At 51.8% G+C, this 25532-nt stretch carries 30 protein-coding genes and 1 other RNA gene; 16 read left to right on the forward strand and 15 right to left on the reverse strand.

Annotated elements, in window-relative coordinates:
* Positions 1 to 18 precede the first annotated feature (18 nt).
* The 8 genes from LK04_RS03905 to smpB all read right to left on the reverse strand — a co-directional run bounded on the left by LK04_RS03905 (position 19) and on the right by smpB (position 4804).
* The gene (locus LK04_RS03905; protein ID WP_039329953.1) at positions 19 to 678 is read right to left on the reverse strand and encodes an epoxyqueuosine reductase QueH; all 660 of its coding nucleotides are present in this window, start codon (positions 676 to 678) and stop codon (positions 19 to 21) included.
* Positions 679 to 745: 67 nt separating this feature from the next.
* Complete coding sequence (locus tag LK04_RS03910) at positions 746 to 1195, reverse strand: hypothetical protein (protein ID WP_039329951.1); 450 nt, start codon at positions 1193 to 1195, stop codon at positions 746 to 748.
* Between the two features lie 85 nt (positions 1196 to 1280).
* Entirely contained in the window at positions 1281 to 1637 is a 357-nt protein-coding gene (locus tag LK04_RS03915) for a hypothetical protein (protein ID WP_039329947.1), read from the reverse strand.
* Between the two features lie 194 nt (positions 1638 to 1831).
* The gene (locus LK04_RS03920) at positions 1832 to 2686 is read right to left on the reverse strand and encodes a PA4780 family RIO1-like protein kinase (RefSeq protein ID WP_039329945.1); all 855 of its coding nucleotides are present in this window, start codon (positions 2684 to 2686) and stop codon (positions 1832 to 1834) included.
* A 403-nt stretch (positions 2687 to 3089) separates the two neighbouring features.
* Positions 3090 to 3365: a hypothetical protein gene (locus LK04_RS03925; RefSeq protein ID WP_039329943.1), complete on the reverse strand. Its 276-nt coding sequence runs from the start codon at positions 3363 to 3365 to the stop codon at positions 3090 to 3092.
* A 111-nt stretch (positions 3366 to 3476) separates the two neighbouring features.
* Positions 3477 to 3773: a contact-dependent growth inhibition system immunity protein gene (locus tag LK04_RS03930; protein WP_039329941.1), complete on the reverse strand. Its 297-nt coding sequence runs from the start codon at positions 3771 to 3773 to the stop codon at positions 3477 to 3479.
* A 142-nt stretch (positions 3774 to 3915) separates the two neighbouring features.
* Positions 3916 to 4278: a transfer-messenger RNA gene (ssrA, locus tag LK04_RS03935) on the reverse strand.
* Positions 4279 to 4321: 43 nt separating this feature from the next.
* A complete protein-coding gene (smpB, locus tag LK04_RS03940; RefSeq protein WP_039329939.1) occupies positions 4322 to 4804 on the reverse strand; it encodes an SsrA-binding protein SmpB in 483 nt (160 codons plus the stop codon).
* Positions 4805 to 4962: 158 nt separating this feature from the next.
* Here smpB and LK04_RS03945 point away from each other — a divergent pair, with 158 nt between their 5' ends.
* On the forward strand, positions 4963 to 5397 hold the full coding sequence (locus LK04_RS03945; protein ID WP_039329937.1) for a type II toxin-antitoxin system RatA family toxin: 435 nt from the start codon (positions 4963 to 4965) through the stop codon (positions 5395 to 5397).
* Positions 5390 to 5680 carry an RnfH family protein gene (locus tag LK04_RS03950; protein ID WP_039329935.1) on the forward strand — a complete coding sequence of 97 codons (291 nt, stop codon included), beginning with the start codon at positions 5390 to 5392 and terminating at the stop codon, positions 5678 to 5680. Before LK04_RS03945 ends, LK04_RS03950 begins: the two co-directional genes overlap by 8 nt.
* Positions 5681 to 5735: 55 nt before the next feature.
* Here the strand turns inward: LK04_RS03950 and bamE are convergent, their stop codons facing one another.
* The 3 genes from bamE to nadK form a co-directional block, all read right to left on the reverse strand.
* Complete coding sequence (gene bamE, locus LK04_RS03955) at positions 5736 to 6083, reverse strand: outer membrane protein assembly factor BamE (protein WP_038645338.1); 348 nt, start codon at positions 6081 to 6083, stop codon at positions 5736 to 5738.
* A 309-nt stretch (positions 6084 to 6392) separates the two neighbouring features.
* Entirely contained in the window at positions 6393 to 8054 is a 1662-nt protein-coding gene (gene recN, locus LK04_RS03960; RefSeq protein ID WP_039329932.1) for a DNA repair protein RecN, read from the reverse strand.
* 85 nt (positions 8055 to 8139) lie between these two features.
* Positions 8140 to 9018: an NAD(+) kinase gene (gene nadK, locus LK04_RS03965; RefSeq protein WP_039329930.1), complete on the reverse strand. Its 879-nt coding sequence runs from the start codon at positions 9016 to 9018 to the stop codon at positions 8140 to 8142.
* A gap of 122 nt (positions 9019 to 9140) precedes the next feature.
* Between nadK and grpE the strand changes: the two genes are divergently transcribed.
* On the forward strand, positions 9141 to 9719 hold the full coding sequence (gene grpE / locus LK04_RS03970) for a nucleotide exchange factor GrpE (RefSeq protein WP_039329975.1): 579 nt from the start codon (positions 9141 to 9143) through the stop codon (positions 9717 to 9719).
* A 50-nt stretch (positions 9720 to 9769) separates the two neighbouring features.
* On the opposite strand, the gene ung is transcribed toward grpE, so the two are convergent.
* The gene (gene ung, locus LK04_RS03975) at positions 9770 to 10447 is read right to left on the reverse strand and encodes a uracil-DNA glycosylase (protein WP_039329929.1); all 678 of its coding nucleotides are present in this window, start codon (positions 10445 to 10447) and stop codon (positions 9770 to 9772) included.
* Positions 10448 to 10712: 265 nt separating this feature from the next.
* Here ung and grcA point away from each other — a divergent pair, with 265 nt between their 5' ends.
* Entirely contained in the window at positions 10713 to 11096 is a 384-nt protein-coding gene (gene grcA, locus LK04_RS03980; RefSeq protein ID WP_039329927.1) for an autonomous glycyl radical cofactor GrcA, read from the forward strand.
* 197 nt (positions 11097 to 11293) lie between these two features.
* On the opposite strand, the gene srmB is transcribed toward grcA, so the two are convergent.
* Positions 11294 to 12622, reverse strand: a complete 1329-nt coding sequence (srmB, locus tag LK04_RS03985; protein WP_039329925.1) for an ATP-dependent RNA helicase SrmB — start codon at positions 12620 to 12622, stop codon at positions 11294 to 11296.
* 137 nt (positions 12623 to 12759) lie between these two features.
* On the opposite strand from srmB, the gene trmN reads away from it, so the two are divergent.
* Positions 12760 to 13509: a tRNA(1)(Val) (adenine(37)-N(6))-methyltransferase TrmN gene (gene trmN, locus LK04_RS03990; protein WP_039329923.1), complete on the forward strand. Its 750-nt coding sequence runs from the start codon at positions 12760 to 12762 to the stop codon at positions 13507 to 13509.
* Here trmN and nadB read toward each other — a convergent pair.
* Complete coding sequence (gene nadB / locus LK04_RS03995; protein WP_039329974.1) at positions 13494 to 15113, reverse strand: L-aspartate oxidase; 1620 nt, start codon at positions 15111 to 15113, stop codon at positions 13494 to 13496. The genes trmN and nadB overlap by 16 nt on opposite strands.
* Positions 15114 to 15555: 442 nt before the next feature.
* On the opposite strand from nadB, the gene rpoE reads away from it, so the two are divergent.
* The 11 genes from rpoE to acpS all read left to right on the forward strand — a co-directional run bounded on the left by rpoE (position 15556) and on the right by acpS (position 24905).
* Positions 15556 to 16134 carry an RNA polymerase sigma factor RpoE gene (gene rpoE / locus LK04_RS04000; RefSeq protein WP_039329921.1) on the forward strand — a complete coding sequence of 193 codons (579 nt, stop codon included), beginning with the start codon at positions 15556 to 15558 and terminating at the stop codon, positions 16132 to 16134.
* Positions 16135 to 16161: 27 nt separating this feature from the next.
* Entirely contained in the window at positions 16162 to 16821 is a 660-nt protein-coding gene (gene rseA / locus LK04_RS04005; RefSeq protein ID WP_039329919.1) for an anti-sigma-E factor RseA, read from the forward strand.
* Positions 16821 to 17777: a sigma-E factor regulatory protein RseB gene (gene rseB, locus LK04_RS04010; RefSeq protein ID WP_039329917.1), complete on the forward strand. Its 957-nt coding sequence runs from the start codon at positions 16821 to 16823 to the stop codon at positions 17775 to 17777. The genes rseA and rseB overlap by 1 nt, the downstream gene beginning before the upstream one ends.
* Positions 17774 to 18238, forward strand: a complete 465-nt coding sequence (gene rseC / locus LK04_RS04015; RefSeq protein WP_039329915.1) for a SoxR-reducing system protein RseC — start codon at positions 17774 to 17776, stop codon at positions 18236 to 18238. The genes rseB and rseC overlap by 4 nt, the downstream gene beginning before the upstream one ends.
* Positions 18239 to 18455: 217 nt before the next feature.
* Positions 18456 to 20255: a translation elongation factor 4 gene (gene lepA / locus LK04_RS04020; protein ID WP_039329914.1), complete on the forward strand. Its 1800-nt coding sequence runs from the start codon at positions 18456 to 18458 to the stop codon at positions 20253 to 20255.
* A 9-nt stretch (positions 20256 to 20264) separates the two neighbouring features.
* Positions 20265 to 21236 (forward strand): signal peptidase I, encoded by a 972-nt coding sequence (lepB, locus tag LK04_RS04025; RefSeq protein WP_039329913.1) that lies wholly within the window; start codon positions 20265 to 20267, stop codon positions 21234 to 21236.
* A gap of 114 nt (positions 21237 to 21350) precedes the next feature.
* On the forward strand, positions 21351 to 22031 hold the full coding sequence (gene rnc, locus LK04_RS04030) for a ribonuclease III (protein WP_039329911.1): 681 nt from the start codon (positions 21351 to 21353) through the stop codon (positions 22029 to 22031).
* Between the two features lie 53 nt (positions 22032 to 22084).
* The gene (era, locus tag LK04_RS04035; protein WP_039329909.1) at positions 22085 to 22990 is read left to right on the forward strand and encodes a GTPase Era; all 906 of its coding nucleotides are present in this window, start codon (positions 22085 to 22087) and stop codon (positions 22988 to 22990) included.
* Positions 22991 to 22993: 3 nt separating this feature from the next.
* The gene (gene recO / locus LK04_RS04040) at positions 22994 to 23722 is read left to right on the forward strand and encodes a DNA repair protein RecO (protein WP_039329908.1); all 729 of its coding nucleotides are present in this window, start codon (positions 22994 to 22996) and stop codon (positions 23720 to 23722) included.
* A gap of 71 nt (positions 23723 to 23793) precedes the next feature.
* Positions 23794 to 24525, forward strand: coding sequence for a pyridoxine 5'-phosphate synthase (gene pdxJ / locus LK04_RS04045; protein ID WP_039329907.1), 732 nt, complete (start codon positions 23794 to 23796; stop codon positions 24523 to 24525).
* On the forward strand, positions 24525 to 24905 hold the full coding sequence (gene acpS, locus LK04_RS04050; RefSeq protein WP_034825626.1) for a holo-ACP synthase: 381 nt from the start codon (positions 24525 to 24527) through the stop codon (positions 24903 to 24905). Before pdxJ ends, acpS begins: the two co-directional genes overlap by 1 nt.
* Here the strand turns inward: acpS and LK04_RS04055 are convergent.
* Positions 24902 to 25150, reverse strand: coding sequence for a YfhL family 4Fe-4S dicluster ferredoxin (locus LK04_RS04055; RefSeq protein WP_039329905.1), 249 nt, complete (start codon positions 25148 to 25150; stop codon positions 24902 to 24904). The genes acpS and LK04_RS04055 overlap by 4 nt on opposite strands.
* Positions 25151 to 25532 lie beyond the last annotated feature (382 nt).

The raw sequence follows: 25532 nt of genomic DNA on the forward strand, positions 1-25532 counted from the left end.
TGGTTGCCAGCAGGTTATTTACTCTTCGTCTGGCGAGTAATATTGCACGCCAATTTCAATGCGCTCTCGACCGCTGGCCACGCGATGACGGTTGCTGTCGCGCAGTGAATAGATGCAGCCGCAATACTCCTGCTGATAGAAACGCTCGCGCTTGCTGATCTCGATCATGCGCGAGGATCCACCGCCTTTACGCCAGTTAAATTCCCAATACAGCATATCGGGATAGTGCGCGGCTGCACGGACGCCGCAGTCATTGATCTGCTTCATATCCTTCCAGCGTGAAATGCCCAGCGAACTGGTGATCACTGGAAAGCCATTTTCATGCGCGTACAGTGCGGTTCGTTCAAAACGCATATCAAAACACATGGTGCAACGCACACCGCGCTCCGGCTCCCATTCCATACCACGTGCACGTTCAAACCAGTTGTCTTTATCGTAATCGGCATCAACGAAAGGCACGCCAAACTGCTCAGCAAAGCGGATATTCTCCTCTTTACGCAGCTCGTACTCTTTCAATGGGTGAATGTTTGGGTTGTAGAAGAAGATGGTGTAATCGATACCGGAAGCCAGCATCGCTTCCATCACTTCCCCCGAGCAAGGCGCGCAGCAGGAGTGCAACAGCACTTTGTTGTGACCGTTGGGTAAGGGCAGGGGCTGGCGTTTGAAGGTGTCAGACATAAGAGAATCTGGTTAATGGAGTGTTGGGCTGAGTGTAAAGCCATTTAAACATAGACGCAAAAACCGCTCAGTCTTCGTGTTTTAAGATTACCCATTTTTTGAAACCGAATTGACGTTGTACACCTGCGGGGTCGCCGATGAAGGGCAGCGTGACTTGTGCTGCATCTCTGACTTGCAACGACCAGAGCTTCTCATCCATGAAGTGGAATCGAATGTGGTCATCACACAGGGACAAGTTACTGAACTGTCCAGAATGGTAGGCCAATTCAATGTGGATCACTTCCAATACACCCAGCTCAAGCTGACATAGCACAATGGTGAGCGATTCTTCGAACAGAATGCCATCGGTGATGAACAGCAGGTAACGCTCAGCACTGATCTCAACGGCCGCTTCCAGTATCGATCCTGGCACGATGATACCGGTGTGGCGGTTGTCCAACAGGACTTCAGACTGTGCTTGCGCCGTTTGTGTAGAGAGTTGCTGTTCAATGAGTGTAAGCGTGTGACACTGCTTCATAGGCGGTTCTTGTCATGAGTAGTTTGCGTTTTGCAAAAACAAAAAAGGCCGCAATCGCGGCCTTTCGCTATTCAGTCAGAAGAAATTACTCGGTCACTTTCTTCTTCAAATCGCTGGCACCTTCTTTGGTAGCATTCCAGCCTTTGGTTGCACCTTCTTTGGTCGCATCAACGCCTTTCTCGGTGCCTTCTTTGGTTTTGTTCCAACCTTTTTGAGCGCCTTCGCTGATTTTGCTGGTGGTGCTGTTGCTCTTACCTTCAGCAGCATGCTGCGCTTTCAGCTTCTGCTCTTCGCCTTGATGCTGCGCTTTGTGCAGTTTTTCTTTGGCGGTGTTTGCGCCCGCTTGTGCGTTCGCTACGGTTTCGTCAGTGGCATGTGTAGTCGCGGCAAAAGCCGAAGAAGCCAGCAGCAGGGCCGATACAGCAATAATTGTCTTTTTCATGAATATTCCCTCATCAATCGCTCTGTGAGTTATGAGCGTAGCTAACAATGGCACGCTCAGCCAGAATTGGCTCCAGGAATAACCTTAATTGAATCATTAGGTTTGGATGGTGCGAAAAATGTGCAGTGGCAGCAAGCCGATTGCAGATTCATCAAAGGGTAGTGTTGAGCGCGATGTGAGTTATGCAGTCATCATTACTCTTCATCACGCTCTTTAGCCGCACGCTGGCGCTCATAATACTCATCTTCAGCAGATATGATTTCGTCCAGCAGAGAATCCATATCCACATCGTGAACCTCTTCCACAAAGCGCCCGGTTAATGGCGTTTCTGGCGTTAACTTTCCGTCTTCATATAACTGCCAGATTTCCTTAGCAAAACGCGTTGCCAGGATTTGTGGGGCAAACTGGCCGTAATAGGCGGTGATGTTATTGACATCGCGCGCGAACATCGATTCAGCGTGGTTATTCGCCGCTGCATCCACCGCTTGCGGCAGGTCAATGATCACCGGACCTTGAGCATCCTGCAGTACATTAAATTCCGACAGATCGCCATGCACGATCCCGGCACATAACATGCGCACGATATTGCGAATCATGGTGTCAAAGTCAGCCAGCGCTTCCTGTTCCGACAGCATGATATCGCTCAGACGAGGCGCAACGGCACCATCCGCATCGGTAACCAGTTCCATCAACAACACGCCGTCCAGACACATATAAGGCTCTGGCACGCGCACGCCGGCTTTAGCGAGGCGAAACAGTGCATCCACCTCAGCAGTATGCCAGACGTCCTCTTGCTGCTTGCGTCCAAATTTGGAGCCTTTCTGCATAGCACGGGCGCTACGGGAGTTGCGCACTTTACGCCCTTCCTGATATTGCACGGCTTGCTTGAAGCTACGTTGTGAGGCCTCTTTGTACACTTTGGCACACTGAACTTTGTCACCGCACAGCACGGTGTAAACGTCAGCTTCTTTGCCGCTTTTCAGCCGCTGAAGCACGTTATCAATCAGGCCATCATCGACCAGAGGTTGGATTCGGTTTGGAATTTTCATGCGGCTTTATACCTTATTTAAGAGGCTTTCCGCATCAAGAACATGGTGAGTTGCATGGAAAAACCTAACGAGCATCGATAGTTGTAGATGCTTGTAACATCATCCCACAAAACCATTGGCACAAAAAAGCCCGTGGGGCTTTCAACTTAAGTGCTTATAGGACTTTATTGGATGATTCTGGAGTTAAGATGGAGCCTTAAAGGCTTGCACAACATGGTCTGTGCGGGCTTTGCTGTGACTGCCTTGTCCCATTGAGAGTGAATAGATTTCACATCTCACGGCACCCCGTTTTTGACTCACAGTTTAAGGACCCAAAGTTTCAAGATTTGGAACAGGATAAAAGCCATCCTCCAAAAAAACTTCAGAAGAAGTCATGTTAAAGGAGAATGATGGGGTAGATATTTTATTTTTTATTGATTAGTTGAAATTCATTTCTTCTATTTCCTGTGGCAATACAGCTGCCATCGGTCATTCTGATATAGTAATAAACTGGATTTGGGAAGTGATCTAACATCCAAGGAAGCTCGTCGTTATATTTTATATCTGAGGTGGAAATGATCCAGACAGGCTCTCCATGCAAAACGGTTTCCTCTGCTTCATGATAATTCTCATCCCAGGCATTTTCGCTTTTAACAGCATATTCTTTCGCTATCTGTAATGCCTTTTCTTTAGAGATCATCGTTGTACTCCGTACCACGCTCTGTACATTATTTGTTTAATGCAGTTTTCTTCCGTGTGTCTATCGTGTACCTATTATTTTTTCTCATTAGGAAATGTACTCCTGAAAGCGTCACTTCTGTGAGCAAATCTGACGTACAGTCATCAGGAATTCATGAACAGTGGTTTCCCATAGTTCAGGCGCAAAATCAAACTCGTATCGTTTCTTGAACTCTTCCTCTACACCATCAGCATAGGTGGAGATGAAATCATCAACTTCTTCAACCAGATCTTTCAGCATCCAATCTGGCGCTGATTTTTTGAATATTTGAACGGTCCCTTCGATTGTGTCTTCTCCATCATTGATGATGTCGGCGTCCTGGTTGAAATAACCGAAAATCAGTTGGTCTAGAAAGTGGAAGTTTTGCATTTGTACCTTAAGCCTGCCAAATCTCATTAGATTCGAGCTTAGCATCCCGGAAGATTACAGGCACAAAAAAGCCCGCAGGGCTTTCACCGTGCGGGCTCTTAGGACTTCATCGGATGACTCTGGTGTCACCGATGGAGAATTTTGGTGGAGCTGGCGGGAGTTGAACCCGCGTCCGAAATTACTACACCGTCGGCACTACATGCTTAGTCAATCTTTACATTCGCCGGCCAGCTGCGGACAGACACGCCACTGACAAACTAGCCTGATTAGATTTAATGCTTCAACCCCAGGCAGGGCATCCACACGATCTCTTTTGGGTTTGACCTCTCTTGATCCCCGTCTTAAGAGCGGAAGCTAGGGAGAGAGGGCTTCAAAGCAGGGTATTAAGCTGCTAAAGCGTAGTTTTCGTCGTTTGCGACTATTTTTTTGCGGCTTTTTACGAGGCAAACCGCCCCTCGGCATGCTCCTAAGGCTTCACAATCCCGTCGAGTCCAGAATCAGCCCCAGAACTTCTCATACTACAGAAAGATGACGTCTGAATCCAGTGCTTAACGCTTTGAATTCTTCATAATACGTGCTTTATCCATCTTCCATTCACGTTCTTTCACGTCGTCACGCTTGTCGTGTTCTTTCTTACCGCGTGCCACACCAATTTTCAGTTTGGCCCAGGCGTTTTTCCAGTACATCGACAACGCAACCACGGTAAAACCTTCGCGATTCACTCGGCCATAGAGCGAGTCTAGTTCGCGCTGTTTTAACAGCAGTTTACGGTTACGGGTCGGGTCGCACACCACGTGTGTGGAGGCTACGGCCAGCGGTTGGAAAGTGGAACCAAACAGATAGGCTTCGCCATCGCGCAGCAAAATATAGCTGTCGCTGATGTTGGCTTTACCGGCGCGGAGTGATTTGACTTCCCATCCTTGCAACGACAGACCTGCTTCGAACTCTTCTTCAATGAAGTATTCGTGGCGAGCGCGTTTGTTGAGGGCAATAGTGGCTGAACCGGGTTTGTGAGCTTTTTTCTTTGTCATAGTGCGGCGTAGTCTACATCACTCAGTCTGTGGGCGCATCCCCCTGTCCTGGGGGCGGTAAAAAACAGTTCATTTTAGCACAGCTAGCAAACCCGTGAATTTTGTTTGGTAACCGAAAATGGTATTATTCAACGGTTTTGTGATGAACAGGAACCATTATGGCCCAGATTAGCCGTTCGGCGTTGGTCCCCTATAGCGCTGAGCAGATGTACCGTCTTGTTAATGACGTGGATGCTTATCCCGAATTTCTGCCAGGCTGCACGGGTAGCCGAGTGTTAGATAACAGCGGAAATCAGATGACGGCGGCGGTGGATGTCTCGAAAGCAGGCATCAGTAAAACCTTTACCACGCGCAATACATTGATCAGTAATCAAAGCATTTTGATGCAACTGGTTGACGGTCCTTTTCGTAAGCTGACCGGTGGATGGCACTTCACCTCTTTAGGTGATGATGCCTGTAAAGTCGAGTTAAGCCTCGATTTCGAATTCACCAACATGCTGGTAGAAATGGCGTTTGGTCGCATCTTTAAAGAGTTGGCCAACAGTATGGTGCAGGCGTTCTCACAGCGCGCCAAAGAGGTTTACCGTGGCTGATATCAGCGTTGAAGTGGTGTATGCGCTGCCCGAAAAGCAGTACTCGCGCACTGTCACGCTCGATGAAGGCGCGACGGTAGAGCAGGCGATTAAAGCATCGGGACTCTTAACGCTGCGCAAAGACATTGACCTGAAAAGTAACAAAGTCGGCATCTTCAGCCGCCCGGTCAAATTGGGTGATGCCGTTCAGGATGGCGATCGTGTAGAGATTTATCGCCCGCTGATTGCCGATCCGAAAGAGATGCGCCGTCAACGCGCGGAACGTTCAGCTACCAATAAGTAACCCAATCTCAGACACAAAAAAAGGCGCTCAGGCGCCTTTTTTTGTTGTCATTCACTTAGCCTTCCGACCCAGTGAGCTTCGGTTTGTTGTCGATATTGGTCAACGTACCGTTGCTGTCGAAGGTCAGCGTCAGCGTTTGCTGTTTTACACCTTCATGACCTGGTTCCTGGCGGAACACGTAATACCAAACGTTGCTGCCAAACGGGTCGTGCATCATCGGCGTGCCGAGCGTGTAGGCAACCTGTTGCTGCGTCATGCCGGTGTGAATCTTCGACACATCGTTGGCGACCAGGTAGTTACCTTGGTTGATGTCCGGGCGATACACTACGCGCTCAAGGGTGGAACATCCGGCGGTCATCATCAACATTACCACTGCCGCGGCAGTCAGCGTTTTACAGCGCATCTATACATTCCTTTTCTGGGGCCAAACGCCTTTCATCAGGCAGTTTTGTTGCCATCGAAATCTGAACTCTGCATACGGCAGGCTTTATTATGGCGATATATACCCTTCATACTTCAAGTTGCAGGTGCGTTGACTAAGTGCATTCACCTCAGTCACTTACTTCAGTAAGCTCCTGAGGATTCTTGCACTTGTCGCCTTCCTGAAACTCGAATTATTTTGTGTATTACTGCCGATGATAATAAACCTTTGTCCTATTGGAAACCTCTACAGAGCAAGCATATGACCATTGGGCCAGAAAAAAGTGCGGTATCAGGCTGCTAAAAGTTCTTTGGCGTTGGCCAGGGTGTTACGCGTGACTTCGCTGCCGCCCAGCAAACGTGCCAGTTCTTGCAGGCGAGCACGTTTATCCAGCGGCTGCATATGGGTTTCTGTCATGGCGCCATCCGTCTCTTTACTGACGAAGAAGTGTTGATGTCCGCAACCGGCTACCTGTGGCAAGTGGGTGACGCACATCACCTGGGTTGACTCACCTAACTGACGCAACATTTGTCCCACCACCGCAGCCGTTGGTCCACTGATACCGACATCGACTTCATCAAAGATCATCGCCGGGGTTTCCATTTTCTGCGCGGTGATCACCTGTATCGCCAAGGCGATACGTGACAGTTCACCGCCGGATGCCACTTTGCCCAGTGGTTGCAGCGGCTGGCCAGGGTTGGTGGTCACGCGGAATTCAATACGGGTTGCGCCGTCCGCCGTCAGTTGATCGGCATTGAATTCCAGCTCAATGGCAAACTGACCGTGCGGCATGGAGAGGGTGCGCATGCTTTGGGTGATCAGTTGGCTCAACTCCTGTGCTGATTGTTCACGCAGCTGATGCAGTTTTTCAGCACAGGCCAGTGCCGCCTGATGGTGGGCAACGACTTCAGTTTGCAACGTTTCCTGATCGCTCTCTTGCTGCGACAGCTGTTCGGCTTCATCCAACAACTGCTGATACAGCACCGGCAAGGTTTCCGGGGAAACGTGATGCTTACGGGACAAGGCGATCTGGCGTGACAAGCGCTGCTCCAGCTCATGCAAGCGGTTAGGATCGAGATCCAGTCGCTCGCAGTAATGGCGCAATTCATCGCTGGCTTCACTCAACTGAATCGCGGCTTCTTCCAGCAGATTGAACACGCCACTCACTTTGTCATCCAGCGTCACTAATTCACCCAGCATATTACGGGCGCTATACAACAAACTTTGCAGGTTCGTATCGTCACTGTCGGCAAGAATCTGCAGGGCCTGTTGGCTGGTTGAGAGCAGTTGGCCGCTATTAGCCAGGCGCTTGTACTCTTCATCGATCTGTTCAAACTCACCAGGCTGCGGGGCAAATTCATTGAGTTCTTTTAGCTGATATTGCAGCAGTTCACGACGCGCCTCACGCTCTTGCGAGAGTTGCTGATGCTGCGCCAGCGCGCGGCAGCTTTGATGCCAGCGCTGGTAGTGCTGGCGCATGTCGGTGAGCAGGCCATCATGGGCTGCATAGGCGTCCAGCAGGTGTTTTTGGTGATCGGATTTAAGCAGGAGCTGATGCGCATGCTGACCGTGAATCTGGATTAGCAGTTGGCCCAGTTCGCGTAGCTGTGAGAGCGGTACGGAAGTGCCGTTGATAAAGCCACGGGAACGGCCATCGGCGCTGATCACGCGGCGCAACAGGCACTCGTTGCCTTCATCAAGTTGATTCTCGATCAACCAGCGCTGGGCTGACGGCGATGCTTTCAGTTGGAAGCGCGCACAGATATCTGCTCGACTGGCACCCTGACGCACCATATCTGCTTCAGAACGGCCGCCCAGGCACAGGCCCAACGCATCAATTGCGATGGATTTACCTGCGCCGGTTTCCCCTGTGATTGCTGTCATACCACGATGAAAGTCAATCTCCAGTTCACGAACGATAGCAAAGTTACTGATGGTCAGTTGTGCCAGCATAGAATCACCTGTATGTAAAAACAGATATGGTTTTTCATACAGTATAAACTGGTTTTTTATACAGTAAAGTAGCTGGCGGTGATTTTCAGAACAATTTTTTAGACCAGCCTAATTTTGAGCTTAAGGTATTAAAATAATTGTAATTTTTTGGATGGATAAGATTGAGGTGATGAGCGCTGCGACGGATCAACACATCCTCTCCTTCCTGAATTGGCAGCGCGATTTGGCTGTCGCAACTGATCTCCAGGTCGCTTCGCAGTGAGGAAAAACGCAGGCGAATGGTGCTGCTGCTGTTAATCACCAACGGGCGAGCGGAAAGCGTGTGTGGGAACATCGGCACCAGCGCAATCGCATCCAGTGACGGCGTCAGGATCGGGCCGCCAGCGGAAAGCGAGTAGGCGGTTGAGCCCGTCGGTGTGGAAATAATCAATCCATCGGAGCGCTGTGAAAACGCAAAGACTTCATCGATATAGACCTCGAATTCAATCATATGCGCCACTTTGCCCGGATGCAGCACCACTTCGTTGATAGCGCTGCCAATACGCGGTGAGCAGTCTTGCTTACACACTTGTGCTTCCAGCAGGAAACGGCTCTCCACGAAGTATTCGCCCTGCAGCACATCATCTAACTGTTGCTGAGCGTTGTCGGGGTCGAGATCGGTGAGAAAACCGAGATTGCCGCGGTTAATCCCAATCACTTTAATGTCATAACGTGCCAGCACGCGCGCGGCACCCAGCATGTTGCCGTCACCCCCGACCACGACCGCTAAATCGGCGCGTTGACCGATATCCGCCAGGCTGCCGGTTTCCACATCTTTCAAATTCAATTCGCGGGCAATCTGCTGCTCGACGATCACCTCATAGCCTTTTGCTGTCAGCCAGCGCCAGAGCATTTCATGGGTGGTTAACGCAGTGGGATGACGCGGATGACCCACAATCCCAATGCAGTTAAAGTGTTTGTTCATTTAGCAGGTGTTCCTCATAAGCCAAAACGGCCAGGCAATGTGATGGGTTCACTTGAAACCGTCAAACTGATCCCCATAATAAGCCAACCAGCGAGATGAATGTGCAAAACGCGGAGAAATTCATGAGTAGTAAAGAACAGAATACCCCTAACGAGCAAGTCTCAGACGAAATTCAACAGGATCAACAGCACGTGGACGCAGAGACGGCAACTGAGGTGGATCCGCGTGATGAGCGTATTGCGCAACTGGAAGCTGAATTAGCCCAGTCGCAGACCGGCGTGCGCGATGCGCAGCTGCGTGCTCAGGCGGAGATTGAAAATATCCGTCGCCGTGCCGAAATGGACGTGGAAAAGGCGCACAAGTTTGCGCTGGAAAAATTTGCCAATGAGCTGCTGCCGGTGATCGATAGCCTGGAGCGCGCGTTGGAAGTGACCGACAAAGAGAACACCGAGCTTGCCTCTATGATTGAAGGCATCGAGCTGACGCTGAAATCCCTGCTGGGTGCCGTACGTAAGTACGGTGTGGAAGTGGTCGGTGAAACCAATGTGCCATTCAACCCAGACGTGCATCAGGCGATGTCGATGATTGAATCTGAAGATATGGCGCCTAATCACGTGCTGATGGTGATGCAGCGTGGTTATACCCTCAATGGTCGCCTGCTGCGCCCGGCGATGGTGGCCGTGACCAAAGCAAAAGGTTAATTAGCCCGCTTTAAAGATCAACGGCCGCTGAATGCGGCCGTTTTTATTTGTCAGGGTAATACCGGCATCCAGTCGATAGGTGTTTGCCCAGACTGGCGCAGCAGCGCATTGGCCTGCGAGAAGTGCTGGCTGCCGAAAAATCCACGGTGGGCCGAGAGCGGTGAAGGGTGGGGCGCTTTCAAAACGTGATGGCGCTGAGTATCAATGATGCTGCCTTTCTTCTGCGCATGTGAACCCCACAGCAAGAAAATCACCCCTTCACGATGTTGATTAATGGCGCTGATCACGTTGTCGGTAAAGGTTTCCCAACCGAAACGCGCATGGGAATGCGCCTTGCTGGCTTCGACGGTGAGCACGGTGTTTAACAGCATCACGCCTTGTGTGGCCCAGCTTTCCAGAAAGCCATGCTTTGGGCGGATAAAACCGGGAATATCCTTCTCAAGCTCTTTGTACATATTCAATAGAGAAGGCGGGATGTTCACGCCCGGTAATACCGAGAAGGCCAAACCGTGGGCCTGATTGGGACCGTGATAGGGATCCTGGCCCAGAATCACCACTTTGATGTCACCCAACTCCGTCAAACGGAAGGCATTGAACACATCTTTCTGCGGCGGATAAACGGTGATACCGGCTGCGCGCTCATTCGCCACGGCTTTTAACGTGTCGATAAAGTAAGGTTTCTCTTTCTCTTCAGCCAGCACGCTGTGCCAGGTTAGCTTTTCAGCCATTTTCAACTCCCTGCAAAATTTTGCACCTAGCTTAACGTGTCGTAAGCGGTAGCAGAAGGGTAAAAATAATTTGAGAAAACGCAAAAAAAGTTATTGCGCATAATGGTTATAAATCAATTTGTTAGTTTTTTCGCTGACATTCGGGCTGGGCATAATTGATGCAGGTCAAAACGGCCTGTTTAGCGGGATGATATACCAGAGCATCTAATCACATGATGAACCGCGCTGTGCCTGTCAGCAGCGCATCAAAGCCCTGGAGGTCACTATGATTACTGGTATTCAAATTACTCAGGCCAACAACCCAAAACTTCTGAACTCATTCTGGTTGCTGGATGACGAGAAAGCCGAAGCGCGTTGCCTGTGTGCTAAAGGCGATTTCACTGAAGATCAGGTCGTTGCGATCAGCGATTTGGGCGAGATTGCTTACCGTGAGATCCCACTGGAGCAGAAGCCAGAAGTGCGTATTGAAGGGGGCCAGCATCTGAATGTGAATGTGCTGCGCCGTGAAACGCTTGAAGACGCCGTCAAGCACCCGGAGAAATATCCGCAGCTGACCATTCGTGTTTCAGGTTATGCAGTGCGCTTTAATGCGCTGACGCCGGAACAGCAGCGCGATGTGATTACCCGTACTTTCACTGAAAGTCTGTAATTGATCGGCTGACCAAAAGTCACACAATCATTCAGGCCGTGCCGATGTCAGTCGGTGCGGCCTTTTTGCATTTAATGATGTGCGCCAAGAGTGTCAGAAAGGTCATTGAGATGAAAAGCGTAGCGTGAAGGCTATTTCTTATCTTCAGACATAAAAAAACGCCTCAAAAGAGGCGCTTTAATTGTGCGAGTGCTGTTTTATTCCGCACTGCTCTCTGGCGTGCTGCTGCCGCTTGGCTTGCGGCGCTTCCCGACATTTTTAGTGTCGCGATGACGCTGTTTAACACGCGGTTTTTCCGCTTCTTTCTCTTTTTGTTCTTTTCGCTTCGCCAGCACCTTTTTCGACGGTTTACCCGTGACTTTGGCACTTGGTGCGCGTGATTCTGGGCGCAACTCTTCAATCACGCGAGCCTTAACGGGCTCATTGATATAACGCGTGATTTTGCCCAGCAGCAGATGGTCATGCGCTTCAACCAGCGAAATCGCCGTGCCTTTACGGCCAGCGCGTGCGGTGCGGCCAATGCGGTGCAGATAGACATCAGCGGTGCGCGGCAGGTCAAAGTTAATCACATGCGTCACATCATCAATGTCGATACCGCGCGCGGCAACGTCAGTGGCAATCATCACGTTTACGCGATTTTCATTGATGCGCTTGATCGCTTCGTTGCGGTTGACCTGCACCATCTCACCTTCCAGATAACTGGTGCGGATGCCGGCTTCGTGCAACCAGGTCACCACCTCATGCAGACGCTCACGCTTGCGTACAAAGACGATCACGCGCTTGGCTTCTGGCATTTTCAGCAGATGGATCAGCAACTTGGTTTTGTGCTCAAGATTGTCGGCGCGGTAATACCATTGCTGAATCTTTTTACGTTCGCTTTTGCTCGGATCGGCTTCAATCGACACCGGATCATTCAGCAGACGCTCGGCGAAATCTTTGATGTTGTCGCCTTCCAGCGTGGCAGAGAACAGCAACGTCTGCTTACGCCAGCGCGTTTCGGCCGCGATGGTTTCGATATCTTGCGCGAAGCCCATGTCGAGCATGCGATCGGCTTCGTCGAGAATCAGGGTTTCAACGGCACGGCAATCAAAGTTCTCTTCTTTGATGTACTGCAGCAAACGGCCGGTGGTGGCCACCACGATGTCCTGGTTTTCACTGAACACTTCTGCGTGGTTCATGTACGCCACGCCGCCGGTAATGGTGGCGATATCAAGATGGGTGTGTTTTGCCAGCTCACGTGCCTGGTCAGCCACTTGCATCGCCAGTTCACGGGTAGGCGTAACAATCAGGATACGCGGTGGGCCCGATTTTTTACGTGGGAAATCGAGCAGGTGCTGTAATGCAGGCAGCAGAAAGGCTGCCGTTTTCCCCGTCCCGGTTGGAGCCGAACCCAGAACGTCACGGCCTTCCAGCGCGGCAGGAATGGTCTCAGCCTGAATAACAGTGGGGCGCGTGTAGCCTTTTTCCTGCAAAGCTTGCAGCAGGCTTTCGTCAAGTTCGAGTTCGGAGAATGTGGTTACGGTCATGGTCTACCTCAGTTTGGGGCGCTGATTATAGACAGATCAAACATAATCTTCATCTGTTTGTGCATTTCAGGTGCAGGTGAATTCCCCGCGTGACCACGTTACACTCCCCGCAGTAAACAATTCAATGGTAGTGAAGAATGTCTCAGGACCAGCCGCAGACGCGGGCGATGTTAAGAAAAGATGGTTTCACCTTTAAGCAATTTTTCGTGGCACATGACCGCTGTGCGATGAAAGTCGGTACGGATGGCGTGTTACTTGGCGCCTGGGCTCCCGTGGCGGGGACGCGTCGCATCCTCGATATTGGCTGTGGCAGCGGGTTGATTGCCTTGATGCTGGCACAGCGTACCCCCGATCAGGTCACCCTTGATGCGGTTGAGCTGGAGGAGAGTGCCGCAAGTCAGGCTCACGAGAATGTGCAGGCTTCACCCTGGGCCGATCGTATCACCATCCATCATCAGGATATTGTGAGCTGGAGTGAGCAAAGCGAGAAACGCTACTCTCTGATTGTCAGTAACCCTCCGTTTTTTGCACCGGGCAGCACCACCGGCAGTGTCGAGCGGGATAACGCGCGCAGCACCGCCACGCTCGACCATCCCACGTTGTTACGCTGCGCCGCACAATTAATAGAAGAAGAGGGGATTTTTTGTGTGGTGCTGCCTGAAGAGGCGGGAGAACAGCTGATTTCCCTCGCACTGGCAGAAGGCTGGCATCTGCGTTACCGCTATGATGTCGCGGCTTATGCCCAACGCCCACCAAATCGTCTGGTATTGGGCTTTTCCCCGACCGCGGGCGAAACGTTGCTGGAACGTCTCGCCATTCGCGATGAAGATAAGAGTTATTCGGCTGACTGGCTCAGCCTGGTTTCTGATTTTTATCTGTTCAGATAATTATCTGGCTGGAGTTGCGTGGGTAGGGCTTCAGAAAGCTGATCGAGATAGTCTGGCGTGTAATGCAGACCTCGGCTCTCTTTGCGCTGCAGCGCACAGCGCACCATCAACTCCGCCACCTGAACTAAATTGCGCAGTTCCAACAGATTGTTAGAGAGACGGAAGTGCGCATAGTATTCATCAATTTCCTGCTGTAACAACGTAATGCGACGCAGGGCGCGCTCCAGTCTTTTGGTGGTACGCACAATGCCCATGTAGTCCCACATAAACAGGCGTAGCTCATGCCAGTTATGCTGAATCACCACGCGCTCGTCGGCGTCATCCACGCGGCTTTCATCCCATGCGGGTAACTGCTCAACAGCGGTAACCGCTGGCAGGCGACGAATCATATCTTCCGCCGCCGACCAGCCATAAACCAGACACTCCAGCAGTGAGTTGGATGCCATGCGATTGGCGCCATGCAGTCCGGTATAGCTCACTTCTCCGATGGCATACAGCCCATCAACGTCGGTACGGCCGTGCTGATCCACCATCACGCCACCGCAGGTGTAATGTGCAGCGGGGACGATCGGAATGGGCTCTTTAGTGAGATCCAAACCGAAGGTCAGCAATTTTTCATAGATCATCGGGAAGTGGGCGCGCACAAAACTTTCCGGCTGATGGCTGATATCGAGATACATGCAATCCACGCCCAGGCGCTTCATTTCGTGATCGATGGCGCGCGCCACGATATCGCGCGGTGCTAACTCAGCACGCTCATCAAAGTCAGGCATAAAGCGCGAACCGTCCGGACGCAGTAGCCACGCACCTTCACCGCGCAGGGCTTCGGTCAGCAAAAAGTTCTGCGCCTGAGGGTGGAATAAACAGGTAGGATGGAACTGGTTGAACTCCAGATTGGCCACGCGACAGCCCGCACGCCACGCCATGGCAATACCATCACCGGAGGCGACATCCGGGTTAGTGGTGTATTGATACACTTTTGCCGCGCCGCCAGTCGCCAGCACTACGGCTCGTGCACGGCAGGTTTCAACCTGTTCGCGATTGCGATTCCAGAACCATGCCCCCACCACTCGACGTTTGCCCGGCAGTCCGACTTTATCTGAAAGAATTAAATCCACTGCGTTGGTACGTTCAATGATGCGTATATTGGGATGGCTTAACGCCTGGCTGACCAGTGTCGTTTCCACTGCGCGACCTGTGGCATCGGCACTGTGCAGAATACGGCGATGGCTGTGGCCGCCTTCACGCGTCAGATGATAACGCGCCTCACCGTCGGGTTGCGGCTCCATATCGAACGCCACGCCATTATCAATTAACCACTGCACGCAATGGCGCGCGTTGCTGGCGATAAAGCTGACGGTTTCACGGTCGCATAACCCGGCGCCAGCGATCAGAGTATCTTCAACGTGGGATTCAATGCTGTCGGTTTCATCAAACACCGCCGCGATCCCGCCCTGTGCATACAGTGTTGAGCCTTCGTTAACCTGCGCTTTGCTCAGCACGGTTACCTGGTAATAGGGGGCAAGACGCAGCGCCAGCGACAAACCGGCGGCACCGCTGCCCACAATCAACACATCACATTGGTAATCAGGTATCGAAGTCATGGTGTTTAATTTACTAAACAAAAGGTGACCCGAGCATATGCCTGGATGGCGGTCGTGTGAAGTATTTTGAACAAATTACGCGGAAAAAATCTTCAGGCAGTGGAGATAACAACGCGATTTCAGTGAGTTATGTCTTAAAATGAGCACCTCGTGTTTTTTATATCAAACACTATGAAAATTCAGGTAATAAAGATGAAAATTAGGGCGTCATAGGGTACTCTGCCAGCGATTATCGGTGCCGCAAAAGACACCACCAGCGTAGTCAGTCGCTACACTGAAAGACAATCAACAACAAATGATGTCGTGGTTCCGATACGGAAATTATCTGGTCGTAGTGAACTTCAGGCCAACATATGACTCAAAGCGCATGCTTGCTCAGAACAATGAGATGTGCTGGCAGTTCACTTACGAATAAAAAAGATTTGGGGAGACATTACCTCGGATGAGCGAGCAGTTAACGGATCAGGTTCTCGTTGAGCGGGTTCAGAAGGGAGATCAAAAGTCATTTAACATACTGGTTATTCGATACCAGCATAAAGTGGCGAGCCTGGTTTCACGCTATGTTCCTTCAGGCGATGTGCCTGATGTGGTTCAGGAATCCTTTATCAAAGCGTATCGCGCACTGGAATCATTCCGTGGCGATAGCGCCTTTTATACATGGCTGTACCGCATCGCGGTGAATACCGCAAAAAATTACCTGGTGGCTCAGGGGCGTCGTCCACCCTCTAGTGATGTGGATGCGATTGATGCAGAAAATTTCGAAAGTGCGGGTGCACTAAAAGAAATTTCGAACCCTGAGAACTTAATGTTGTCAGAGGAACTGAAACAAATTGTTTTTCGGACCATTGAGGCGCTTCCCGAAGATCTGCGTATGGCCATTACCCTGCGGGAATTGGATGGCTTAAGTTACGAAGAGATTGCCGCCATCATGGATTGCCCGGTTGGTACCGTACGTTCGCGTATCTTCCGCGCCCGAGAGGCCATTGATAATAAAGTTCAACCGCTTATCCAACGTCAGTGATAACGGCTACTGGAAGGGTACCAAAGCATGCAGAAAGAAAAACTTTCCGCTTTAATGGATGGTGAAACTTTAGATAACGAGCTGTTGGCGTCGTTATCGAAGGATGCAGATCTTCAAAAAAGTTGGGAGAGCTACCATCTAATCCGCGACACCATGCGAGGTGACGTTGGTGAAGTGCTGCATTTTGATATCTCCGCACGTGTTGCAGCGGCCATTGCTCTTGAACCAGCGCGCAAAGTCACTACGCTGATTCCTGAAGCGCAGCCGGAGCCTTCACGCTGGGAGAAAATGCCATTCTGGCGTCGTGGCGGCACCTGGACTGCGCAACTGGCGCAAATCGGTGTGGCTGCCTGTGTGTCGCTGGCGGTGATTGTGGGTGTTCAACATTACAACAATCAACCTGGCAGTGGCGCGACAGAAGCATCTGATTCCCCTGCATTCAATACGCTGCCTATGATGGGTAAAGCTTCACCTGTCAGCCTCGGCGTGCCGTCTGATGCGTTTGACACCAACAGCTCTAACCAGCAGGTGCAAGAACAGCGTCGTCGTGTGAATGCAATGCTGCAGGATTACGAATTGCAACGCCGTCTGCATGCCGATCAGGTTCAGTTTGATGAGAAGAACGATCCGCAGCAGGCCCAGGCTAACGTTCCCGGAAATCAGTCGTTAGGAACTCAACAGCAGTAATGAAGCAGCTTTGGTGTGCCGTTAGCCTGCTGGCAGGCAGCCTGCTTTGGTCATCCACCGCCCCGGCGCAGACCTCTGCGTCCGGGGCGTTGTTACATCAAATGGAGCAGGCAAGTCAGAACCTCAACTACGAATTTGCCTACATCAATGTCTCGCGTCTTGGCATTGAGTCTCTGCGTTATCGTCACGCGGTTATCGACAATCGTATCTTTGCCCAACTGTTGCAGATGGATGGACCACGCCGTGAAGTGATTCAACGGGGTAATGACATCAGCTATTTCGAGCCAGGGCTTGATCCCTTCTCGTTGCCGGGTAACCACATCATCGATGCGCTGCCTGCGTTGATGTTTGCGGATTTCTCGCGTTTAGGTGAAGCCTACGATTTCATTCCGGTAGGGCGTTCACGCATGGCTGACCAGATGTGTGAAGTGGTGCGCATCGTGTCGCGTGATGGCACCCGTTACAGCTATGTGGTGTGGTTGGATGTGGACACCAAATTGCCATTGCGTATCGATCTCCTCGATCGTGATGGTGAAACGCTGGAGCAGTTCCGCGTGATCAGTTTTGCTGTCGATGAAGGCGTGCGAAACCTGATGCAAGGGCTGGAAAAAGCCAATCTGCCACCTACCTTGTCATTACCGGCGGGCGATAAAGTCCAACTCAGCTGGCAGCCAGGTTGGCTTCCGGCAGGGATGACGCTGATTTCGCAAAGCCGCCGCGATATGCCGGCCATGAACAAAACGGTCGAATCTCGTCTGTACAGCGATGGCCTGTTTAGCTTCGCCATCAATATTACCCCTGCCGATAAAAGCAGTGTGCCGCAGTCATTGCGCACTGGGCGTCGTACGGTGCAGACAGAAGTGCGCGATAATCGTGAAATCACGGTGGTGGGTGAGTTACCCCCTGCCACGGCTAAACGTATTGCGGACAGCATAGATTCAGGTGCACAAAAATGATGAGAGAATGGGCCACAGTGGTGGCGTGGGAGAAGGGCGTTGCCACGCTGCATTCGGAAGCTAAAACCTCCTGTAACAGCTGCTCGGCCCGTAAAGGCTGTGGCAGCCACGCGCTTAACCAACTGGGGCCGAAAAATGCCCATGTGATGACCATTGCCAGCCCAGAGCCTTTACAGCCGGGCCAGCGCATTGAGCTGGGCATCCGTGAAAGCAGCTTGTTGGGATCGGCGTTGTTGGTTTACATGACGCCACTGTTTGGCCTGTTTCTGGTTGCAGGCATCTTCCAGATGCTGTTCCACAGCGATTTAGCCGCAGCATGCGGTGCGCTTTTAGGCGGCATTGGCGGTTTTATTGTTGCGAAAGGTGTTTCCAGTCTGTTTGGCGATCGCGAAGCCTTCCAACCGGTGATTCTGAGCGTGGCGTTACCGCCTGATGCCTTACGCGTGGAAAACGAAGTTTGATCCCCGTCTGGGCCGCATCTGTGCGGCCTTTTCGTTTTGGCTTAACCGCTGAAATCTGTTGCGATTCCCCGCAGTTCCATTCTTTAACGCGCGGCATTAACAGTGTAATATGCGTCGTCATTAATGAGGCTGACAGGGTTCCGGGTGAAGCTCACTTTCCTGAATGTGTCTGTGCTCAAGTTTTCCACTGATTTTTTACGTGAAGATATTCATATAAATGAAGCACATACGAAATTTCTCTATCATCGCTCACATTGACCACGGCAAATCAACGCTGTCAGACCGTTTGATTCAAATTTGTGGTGGCCTTAGCGATCGTGAGATGGCAGCGCAAGTTCTGGACTCCATGGATCTGGAGCGCGAGCGCGGCATCACCATCAAAGCGCAGAGCGTGACGCTCGATTACAAAGCGTTGAACGGTGAAACTTACCAGCTCAATTTTATCGATACTCCCGGTCACGTTGACTTCTCTTACGAAGTTTCCCGCTCTCTGGCGGCGTGTGAAGGGGCATTGCTGGTGGTCGATGCAGGCCAGGGCGTTGAAGCACAGACGCTGGCAAACTGCTACACCGCAATGGAAATGGATCTGGAAGTGGTACCGGTTCTGAACAAAATCGACTTGCCTGCAGCCGATCCAGAGCGCGTGGCGGAAGAGATTGAAGACATCGTGGGTATTGATGCTGCTGATGCGGTGCGCTGCTCAGCGAAAACCGGCGTGGGTGTGCCTGATGTGCTTGAGCGTCTGGTGCGTGATATTCCACCACCGGAAGGCGACCCTGAAGGGCCACTGCAGGCGCTGATCATCGACTCATGGTTTGATAACTACCTGGGCGTAGTGTCCTTGATTCGTATCAAGAACGGTACATTGCGCAAAGGCGACAAAGTGAAAGTGATGAGTACTGGACAGACGTATAACGCTGACCGTCTCGGTATTTTCACGCCTAAGCAGGTTGACCGTAACGAACTGAACTGCGGCGAAGTAGGCTGGTTAGTGTGCGCGATTAAAGACATCCTCGGCGCGCCAGTCGGCGATACGCTGACGCTGCAGCGCAATCCTGCGGACAAAGTGTTGCCGGGCTTCAAAAAGGTGAAACCACAGGTTTACGCCGGTCTGTTCCCGATCAGCTCTGATGACTATGAAGCGTTCCGCGATGCACTGGGCAAACTGAGCCTGAACGATGCTTCCCTGTTCTATGAGCCAGAAAGCTCGACAGCATTGGGCTTTGGTTTCCGCATTGGCTTCCTGGGTCTGCTGCACATGGAGATCATTCAGGAGCGTCTGGAGCGTGAATACGATCTCGACCTGATCACCACGGCACCAACAGTAGTATACGAAGTGGAAACCACCGATGGTCAGGTGATCTACGTCGACAGCCCTTCCAAGTTGCCGCCGCTGAATAACATCGCTGAACTGCGTGAACCGATCGCGGAGTGCCACATGTTGCTGCCACAGGAGTTCCTCGGCAACGTTATCACCCTGTGTATCGAAAAACGTGGCGTTCAGACCAACATGGTTTACCACGGTAAACAAGTTGCGCTGACTTATGAAATTCCAATGGCGGAAGTGGTGCTCGACTTCTTCGACCGTCTGAAATCGACGTCTCGCGGCTATGCATCGCTTGACTACAACTTTAAACGTTTCCAAGCCTCTGACATGGTGCGTGTCGACGTGATGATTAACTCAGAACGTGTTGATGCGCTGGCGCTGATTACCCACCGTGATAACTCACAGTATCGTGGCCGCGACCTTGTGGAAAAGATGAAAGATCTGATCCCGCGTCAGCAGTTCGATATTGCGATTCAGGCGGCCATCGGCAACCACATTATCGCTCGCTCAACGGTCAAACAGCTGCGTAAAAACGTCCTGGCAAAATGCTATGGCGGTGACGTTAGCCGTAAGAAGAAACTGTTGCAGAAGCAGAAAGACGGTAAGAAGCGAATGAAGCAGGTCGGCAACGTTGAGCTGCCGCAGGAAGCATTCCTTGCCATTCTGCATGTCGGTAAAGACAGCAAATAAGGAATTTTAATGGCTAACATGTTTGCCCTGGTCCTGGTGATCGCCACACTGATAACTGGCGTTATCTGGTGTATCGATCGCTTTAAATGGGCACCCGCGCGTCGTGCTAAGCAGGCTGCTGCACAAGCGCAGGCTGGTAATACTTTAGACAGTAAAACGCTGGCCAAAGTTGCTGCACAGCCGGGCTGGGTCGAAACCACGGCATCGGTGTTCCCGGTGCTGGCGGTGGTGCTGATCGTTCGCTCGTTCATTTTTGAGCCGTTCCAGATCCCGTCTGGTTCAATGATGCCCACGCTGCTGATTGGCGACTTTATCCTGGTGGAGAAGTTTGCTTACGGTATCAAAGATCCGATTACGCAAACCACGCTGATCCCAACGGGTCATCCGCAGCGCGGTGATGTGGCGGTATTTAAATACCCGAAAGATCCCAGCGTGGATTACATCAAGCGTGTGATTGGTTTGCCGGGCGATAAAGTGGTGTTTGATCCTTACAGTAAAACGCTGACTATCAATCCAGGCTGTGGCACAGGCAAGTGTGAAACCGCACTGCCCGTGACCTACACCAATGTTGAACCGAGCGCCTTCATTCAGACCTTTAGTGGTTTTGATGGCAATGAAACCGGTAATGGTTTCTTCCAGGCGCCACAAGGCGAAACCATGAAAGGCGGTTTGCGCCTGGGGACACGCAAAGAGACATTGGGCACCGTCACGCACGATATCCTGTTAGTCAACGAAGCGCAGAGCCAGGCAAGCATGTATTATCAGCAGCCGGGCCAGCCGCAATCGACGTGGATCGTGCCGGAAGGGCAATACTTCATGATGGGCGATAACCGCGATAACAGCGCCGACAGCCGCTACTGGGGCTTTGTGCCTGAGAAGAACCTGGTCGGTAAAGCGGTGGCGATCTGGATGAGCTTTGATAAACAAGAAGGACAGTGGCCAACGGGCGTGCGCTTAAGTCGCATTGGCGGAATCCACTGATATTAAAAACGGTTGGCCTCTCTCGGGGGGCCACTGCACACCAAACAGAACGTGTTGGAACCTCAGCCCTGTTTCGTATGCAGAGTTACAGACGCACAGAATAACTGGAATCGCATGAACCCCATCCTTATTAACAAGCTGCAGCGCAAACTGGGCTACACTTTTACTCATCCGGAACTACTGCAGCAAGCGCTGACTCACCGTAGTGCCAGCAGTAAACATAATGAACGTCTTGAGTTTCTTGGCGATTCCATTCTCAGCTATGTGATCGCCAATGCGCTGTATCACCGCTTCCCGCGCGTTGACGAAGGCGATATGAGCCGCATGCGCGCCACGCTGGTGCGCGGCAATACGCTGGCAGAAATGGCGCGTGAATTTGAGCTGGGAGAATGCTTACGTCTGGGACCGGGCGAACTGAAGAGCGGCGGTTTCCGTCGTGAATCCATTCTTGCCGATACGGTGGAAGCGCTGATTGGCGGGATCTTCCTCGACAGCAATATCCAGACCGTCGAGAAGCTGATTCTCGACTGGTATCAAAATCGCCTTGATCAAATCAGCCCAGGCGATAAGCAAAAAGATCCAAAAACGCGTTTGCAGGAGTATCTGCAAGGGCGCCATCTGCCACTGCCATCCTATTTGGTAGTGCAGGTGCGTGGCGAAGCCCACGATCAGGAATTCACCATTCACTGTCAGGTGAGTGGCATGGCAGAACCGGTGGTGGGCGTAGGGTCCAGCCGCCGTAAAGCAGAGCAGGCTGCCGCCGAACAGGCGTTGATTAAGCTTGGTCTCGAATAAATAAATAGTCATATCGCAGCGTCAACAGTGGCGCTGCCCAAGTCAGGACTCGAATGAGCGAACTCGAAACATATAGCGGCTTTGTCGCGATTGTAGGCCGACCTAACGTCGGTAAATCCACTTTGCTGAACCAGTTGCTGGGGCAGAAAGTGTCGATTACGTCACGCAAGCCGCAAACCACGCGTCACCGCATCATGGGGATTCACACCGAAGGCGCTTATCAGGCGATTTACGTGGATACCCCAGGGCTGCACATGGAAGAAAAGCGGGCGATTAACCGTCTGATGAACCGTGCTGCCAGTAGTTCGATTGGTGATGTGGAGCTGGTGATTTTCGTCGTTGAAGGCACGCGCTGGACGCCAGACGATGAGATGGTGCTCAACAAGCTGCGCGACGGCAAAGTGCCCGTAGTGTTAGCCATCAATAAGGTCGATAACATTCAGGATAAAAGTATTCTGCTGCCGCATTTGCAGTTCCTCAGCCAGCAGATGAACTTCCTTGAAATCGTACCGATCTCGGCGGAAAGCGGGAAAAACGTTGATGCCATTGCCGCAATCGCGCGCAAATGCTTGCCAAAATCTGAGCATCACTTCCCAGAAGATTACGTCACCGACCGCTCTCAGCGCTTTATGGCCTCTGAGATCATCCGTGAAAAACTGATGCGCTTCCTGGGGGCTGAACTGCCTTATTCCGTCACCGTGGAGATCGAGCAGTTTGTCTCAAATGATCGCGGCGGCTACGACATCAATGGCCTGATCCTCGTTGAGCGTGAAGGGCAGAAGAAGATGGTGATCGGCAACAAAGGTGCCAAGATCAAAACCATCGGCATTGAAGCGCGTAAAGACATGGAAGAGATGTTTGAAGCGAAAGTGCATCTTGAATTGTGGGTCAAAGTGAAATCGGGCTGGGCAGACGACGAACGTGCGCTGCGCAGCTTGGGTTACTCCGACGAAGGTTAATTGATGGAAGGCTGGCAACGCGCCTTTGTGCTGCATAGTCGCCCTTACAGCGAAACCAGCCTACTCCTCGATCTGTTCAGCGAAAGCGAAGGGCGCGTTCGCGTCCTGGCCAAAGGCGCCCGCTCGCGCCGCTCTCAACTCAAAGGTGCTTTACAGCCTTTCACACCGTTGCTGGTGCGTTGGGGCGGTCGTGGTGAAGTGAAAACACTGCGCAGCGCCGAAGCGGTATCGCTGGCATTACCGCTCAGTGGCATCACACTCTACTGCGGACTGTACGTCAATGAACTGCTGTCCCGCGTGCTTGAGCAAGAAATTCCCTTCTCCGATCTCTTCTTCGATTACCTCAATTGCATCCAGATGCTGGCAGTTGGCAATGGCACGCCGGAACCTGCGCTGCGTCGCTTTGAGCTGGCGCTGCTGGGTCACCTGGGTTATGGCGTCGATTTCTTGCATTGCGCGGGCAGTGGCGAAGAGATCGATGACGGCATGACGTACAGCTACCGGGAAGAGAAAGGATTTATTGCCAGTCTGGTGGTGAATCAGCGCAGTTTTACCGGCCGCCAGCTGCGCGCCTTGTGGGAACGTGATTTCCCCGATGCCGACAGCCTGCGTGCGGCAAAACGCTTTACGCGAATGGCGTTGAAGCCCTACCTCGGCGGTAAACCCCTGAAGAGCCAGGAACTGTTTCGTCAGTTTGTCCCAAAAAAGAAACCCGATGTGTCAAACGACTAGCGCTGGTCGTACCGCTTGATATTCTTAAGCCCGGTAAACTGCAAACACACTGAACACATTTAAGGATTGTCATGGCTGAGTTGCTGTTAGGGGTCAACATTGACCATATCGCCACCGTACGTAACGCACGTGGCACGAATTATCCCGATCCCGTTCAAGCGGCGTTTGTTTCAGAGCAAGCGGGTGCAGATGGCATTACTGTTCACCTGCGCGAAGATCGTCGCCATATTACCGATCGTGATGTGCGGATCCTGCGTGACACCATCCAGACACGCATGAATCTGGAGATGGCGGTCACCGATGAGATGATCGATATCGCCTGTGAGATCAAACCGCATTTCGTCTGCCTGGTGCCTGAAAAGCGTCAGGAAGTGACCACGGAAGGCGGTCTGGATGTGGCGGGCCAGCAGGACAAAATCAACGCTGCGGTGCGCTTGTTAAGCGAGGCAGGCATTCTGGTCTCTCTGTTTATCGATGCCGATCACCGTCAAATAGAGGCGGCAGTGGCCAGCGGTGCGCCTTATATCGAAATTCATACTGGCGCTTATGCGGAAGCCCCGGAAGGCTTGGAGCGTGATGCTGAGTTGTCGCGCATTCGTAAAGCCGCGACCTTTGCCGCCAGTTTAGGTCTGAAGGTCAATGCCGGTCATGGCCTGACGTATCACAACGTGCAACCTATCGCGGAATTGCCAGAAATGCATGAGCTGAATATTGGTCACGCGATTATTGGTCGCGCACTGTTTAGCGGACTGGCTGATGCAGTAGCTGAAATGAAACAGCTGATGCGGGAAGCGCGTCGCTAATGGCGATCCTCGGGCTTGGCAGTGACATTGTCGAAATCGAACGTATTGCAGGTGTGATTGAACGATCCGGCGATCGTCTGGCGCGTCGCGTACTGAGTGAAGCCGAGTGGCAGCAATATCAAGCGCACCAGCAGCCCGTTCGCTTCTTGGCAAAACGTTTTGCCGTCAAGGAAGCGGCAGCCAAAGCGTTCGGCACCGGCATCCGAGGAGGATTGGCGTTTAATCAGTTCGAAGTCTACAACGATGCCTTGGGCAAACCGGGTTTACGTTTCTTCGAGCAGGCGAAAGTGATTGCCAGCCAACTCGGTGTGAAACACGTGCATGTCACGTTAGCCGATGAACGTCATTATGCCTGCGCCACGGTGATCATCGAAGATTAGACATTTAAGACCACAAATTTCTCCCACAGCGCCTCGCGACTTTCAGGGTGCTGTGGGTCCGAAATGATGGTGTTATCAATCGGGCAGACGCTTTGGCAGGTCGGCACATCATAATGGCCCACGCATTCTGTGCAGCGGTCGACATCAATCTCATAGATCGCCTCCCCTAAGCTGATCGCCTGGTTTGGGCATTCAGGTTCGCACATATCACAGTTGATGCATTTCGTGGTGATCAATAACGCCATGGTGTCTGTCAGTGTGTTTAGCAGGCGCGCACCTTAGCATAAATCACCTCAATTGACCCGACAGGGTATTGGCCTGCATCAAACAATCTGCGAATAAAACTCACTGTAGAACTATTCATCAATTATTGATGACGGGTTGCTAGTGAGTGGGAATAATCCGAGTTATCATTTCGTGCGATAATGACCGGCACAATTGCTTGTCATACAGGCATGAAAAATAACGAAGTGAAAAATATTCTGATTAAACAACACTGTTTGTGCTGCGGTCGACCCATTGGGTTCTGGGCGCGACTCATCTCTGCTGAGCAGTCGCTGTGCGATGAATGCTTACACCATCTGCAACGTGATAGTCGCGAAGCCTGTCGTCAGGCGGAAAGGGAGA

The organism is Pantoea vagans (genome assembly GCF_001506165.1).
Classification (GTDB): domain Bacteria; phylum Pseudomonadota; class Gammaproteobacteria; order Enterobacterales; family Enterobacteriaceae; genus Pantoea; species Pantoea vagans_C.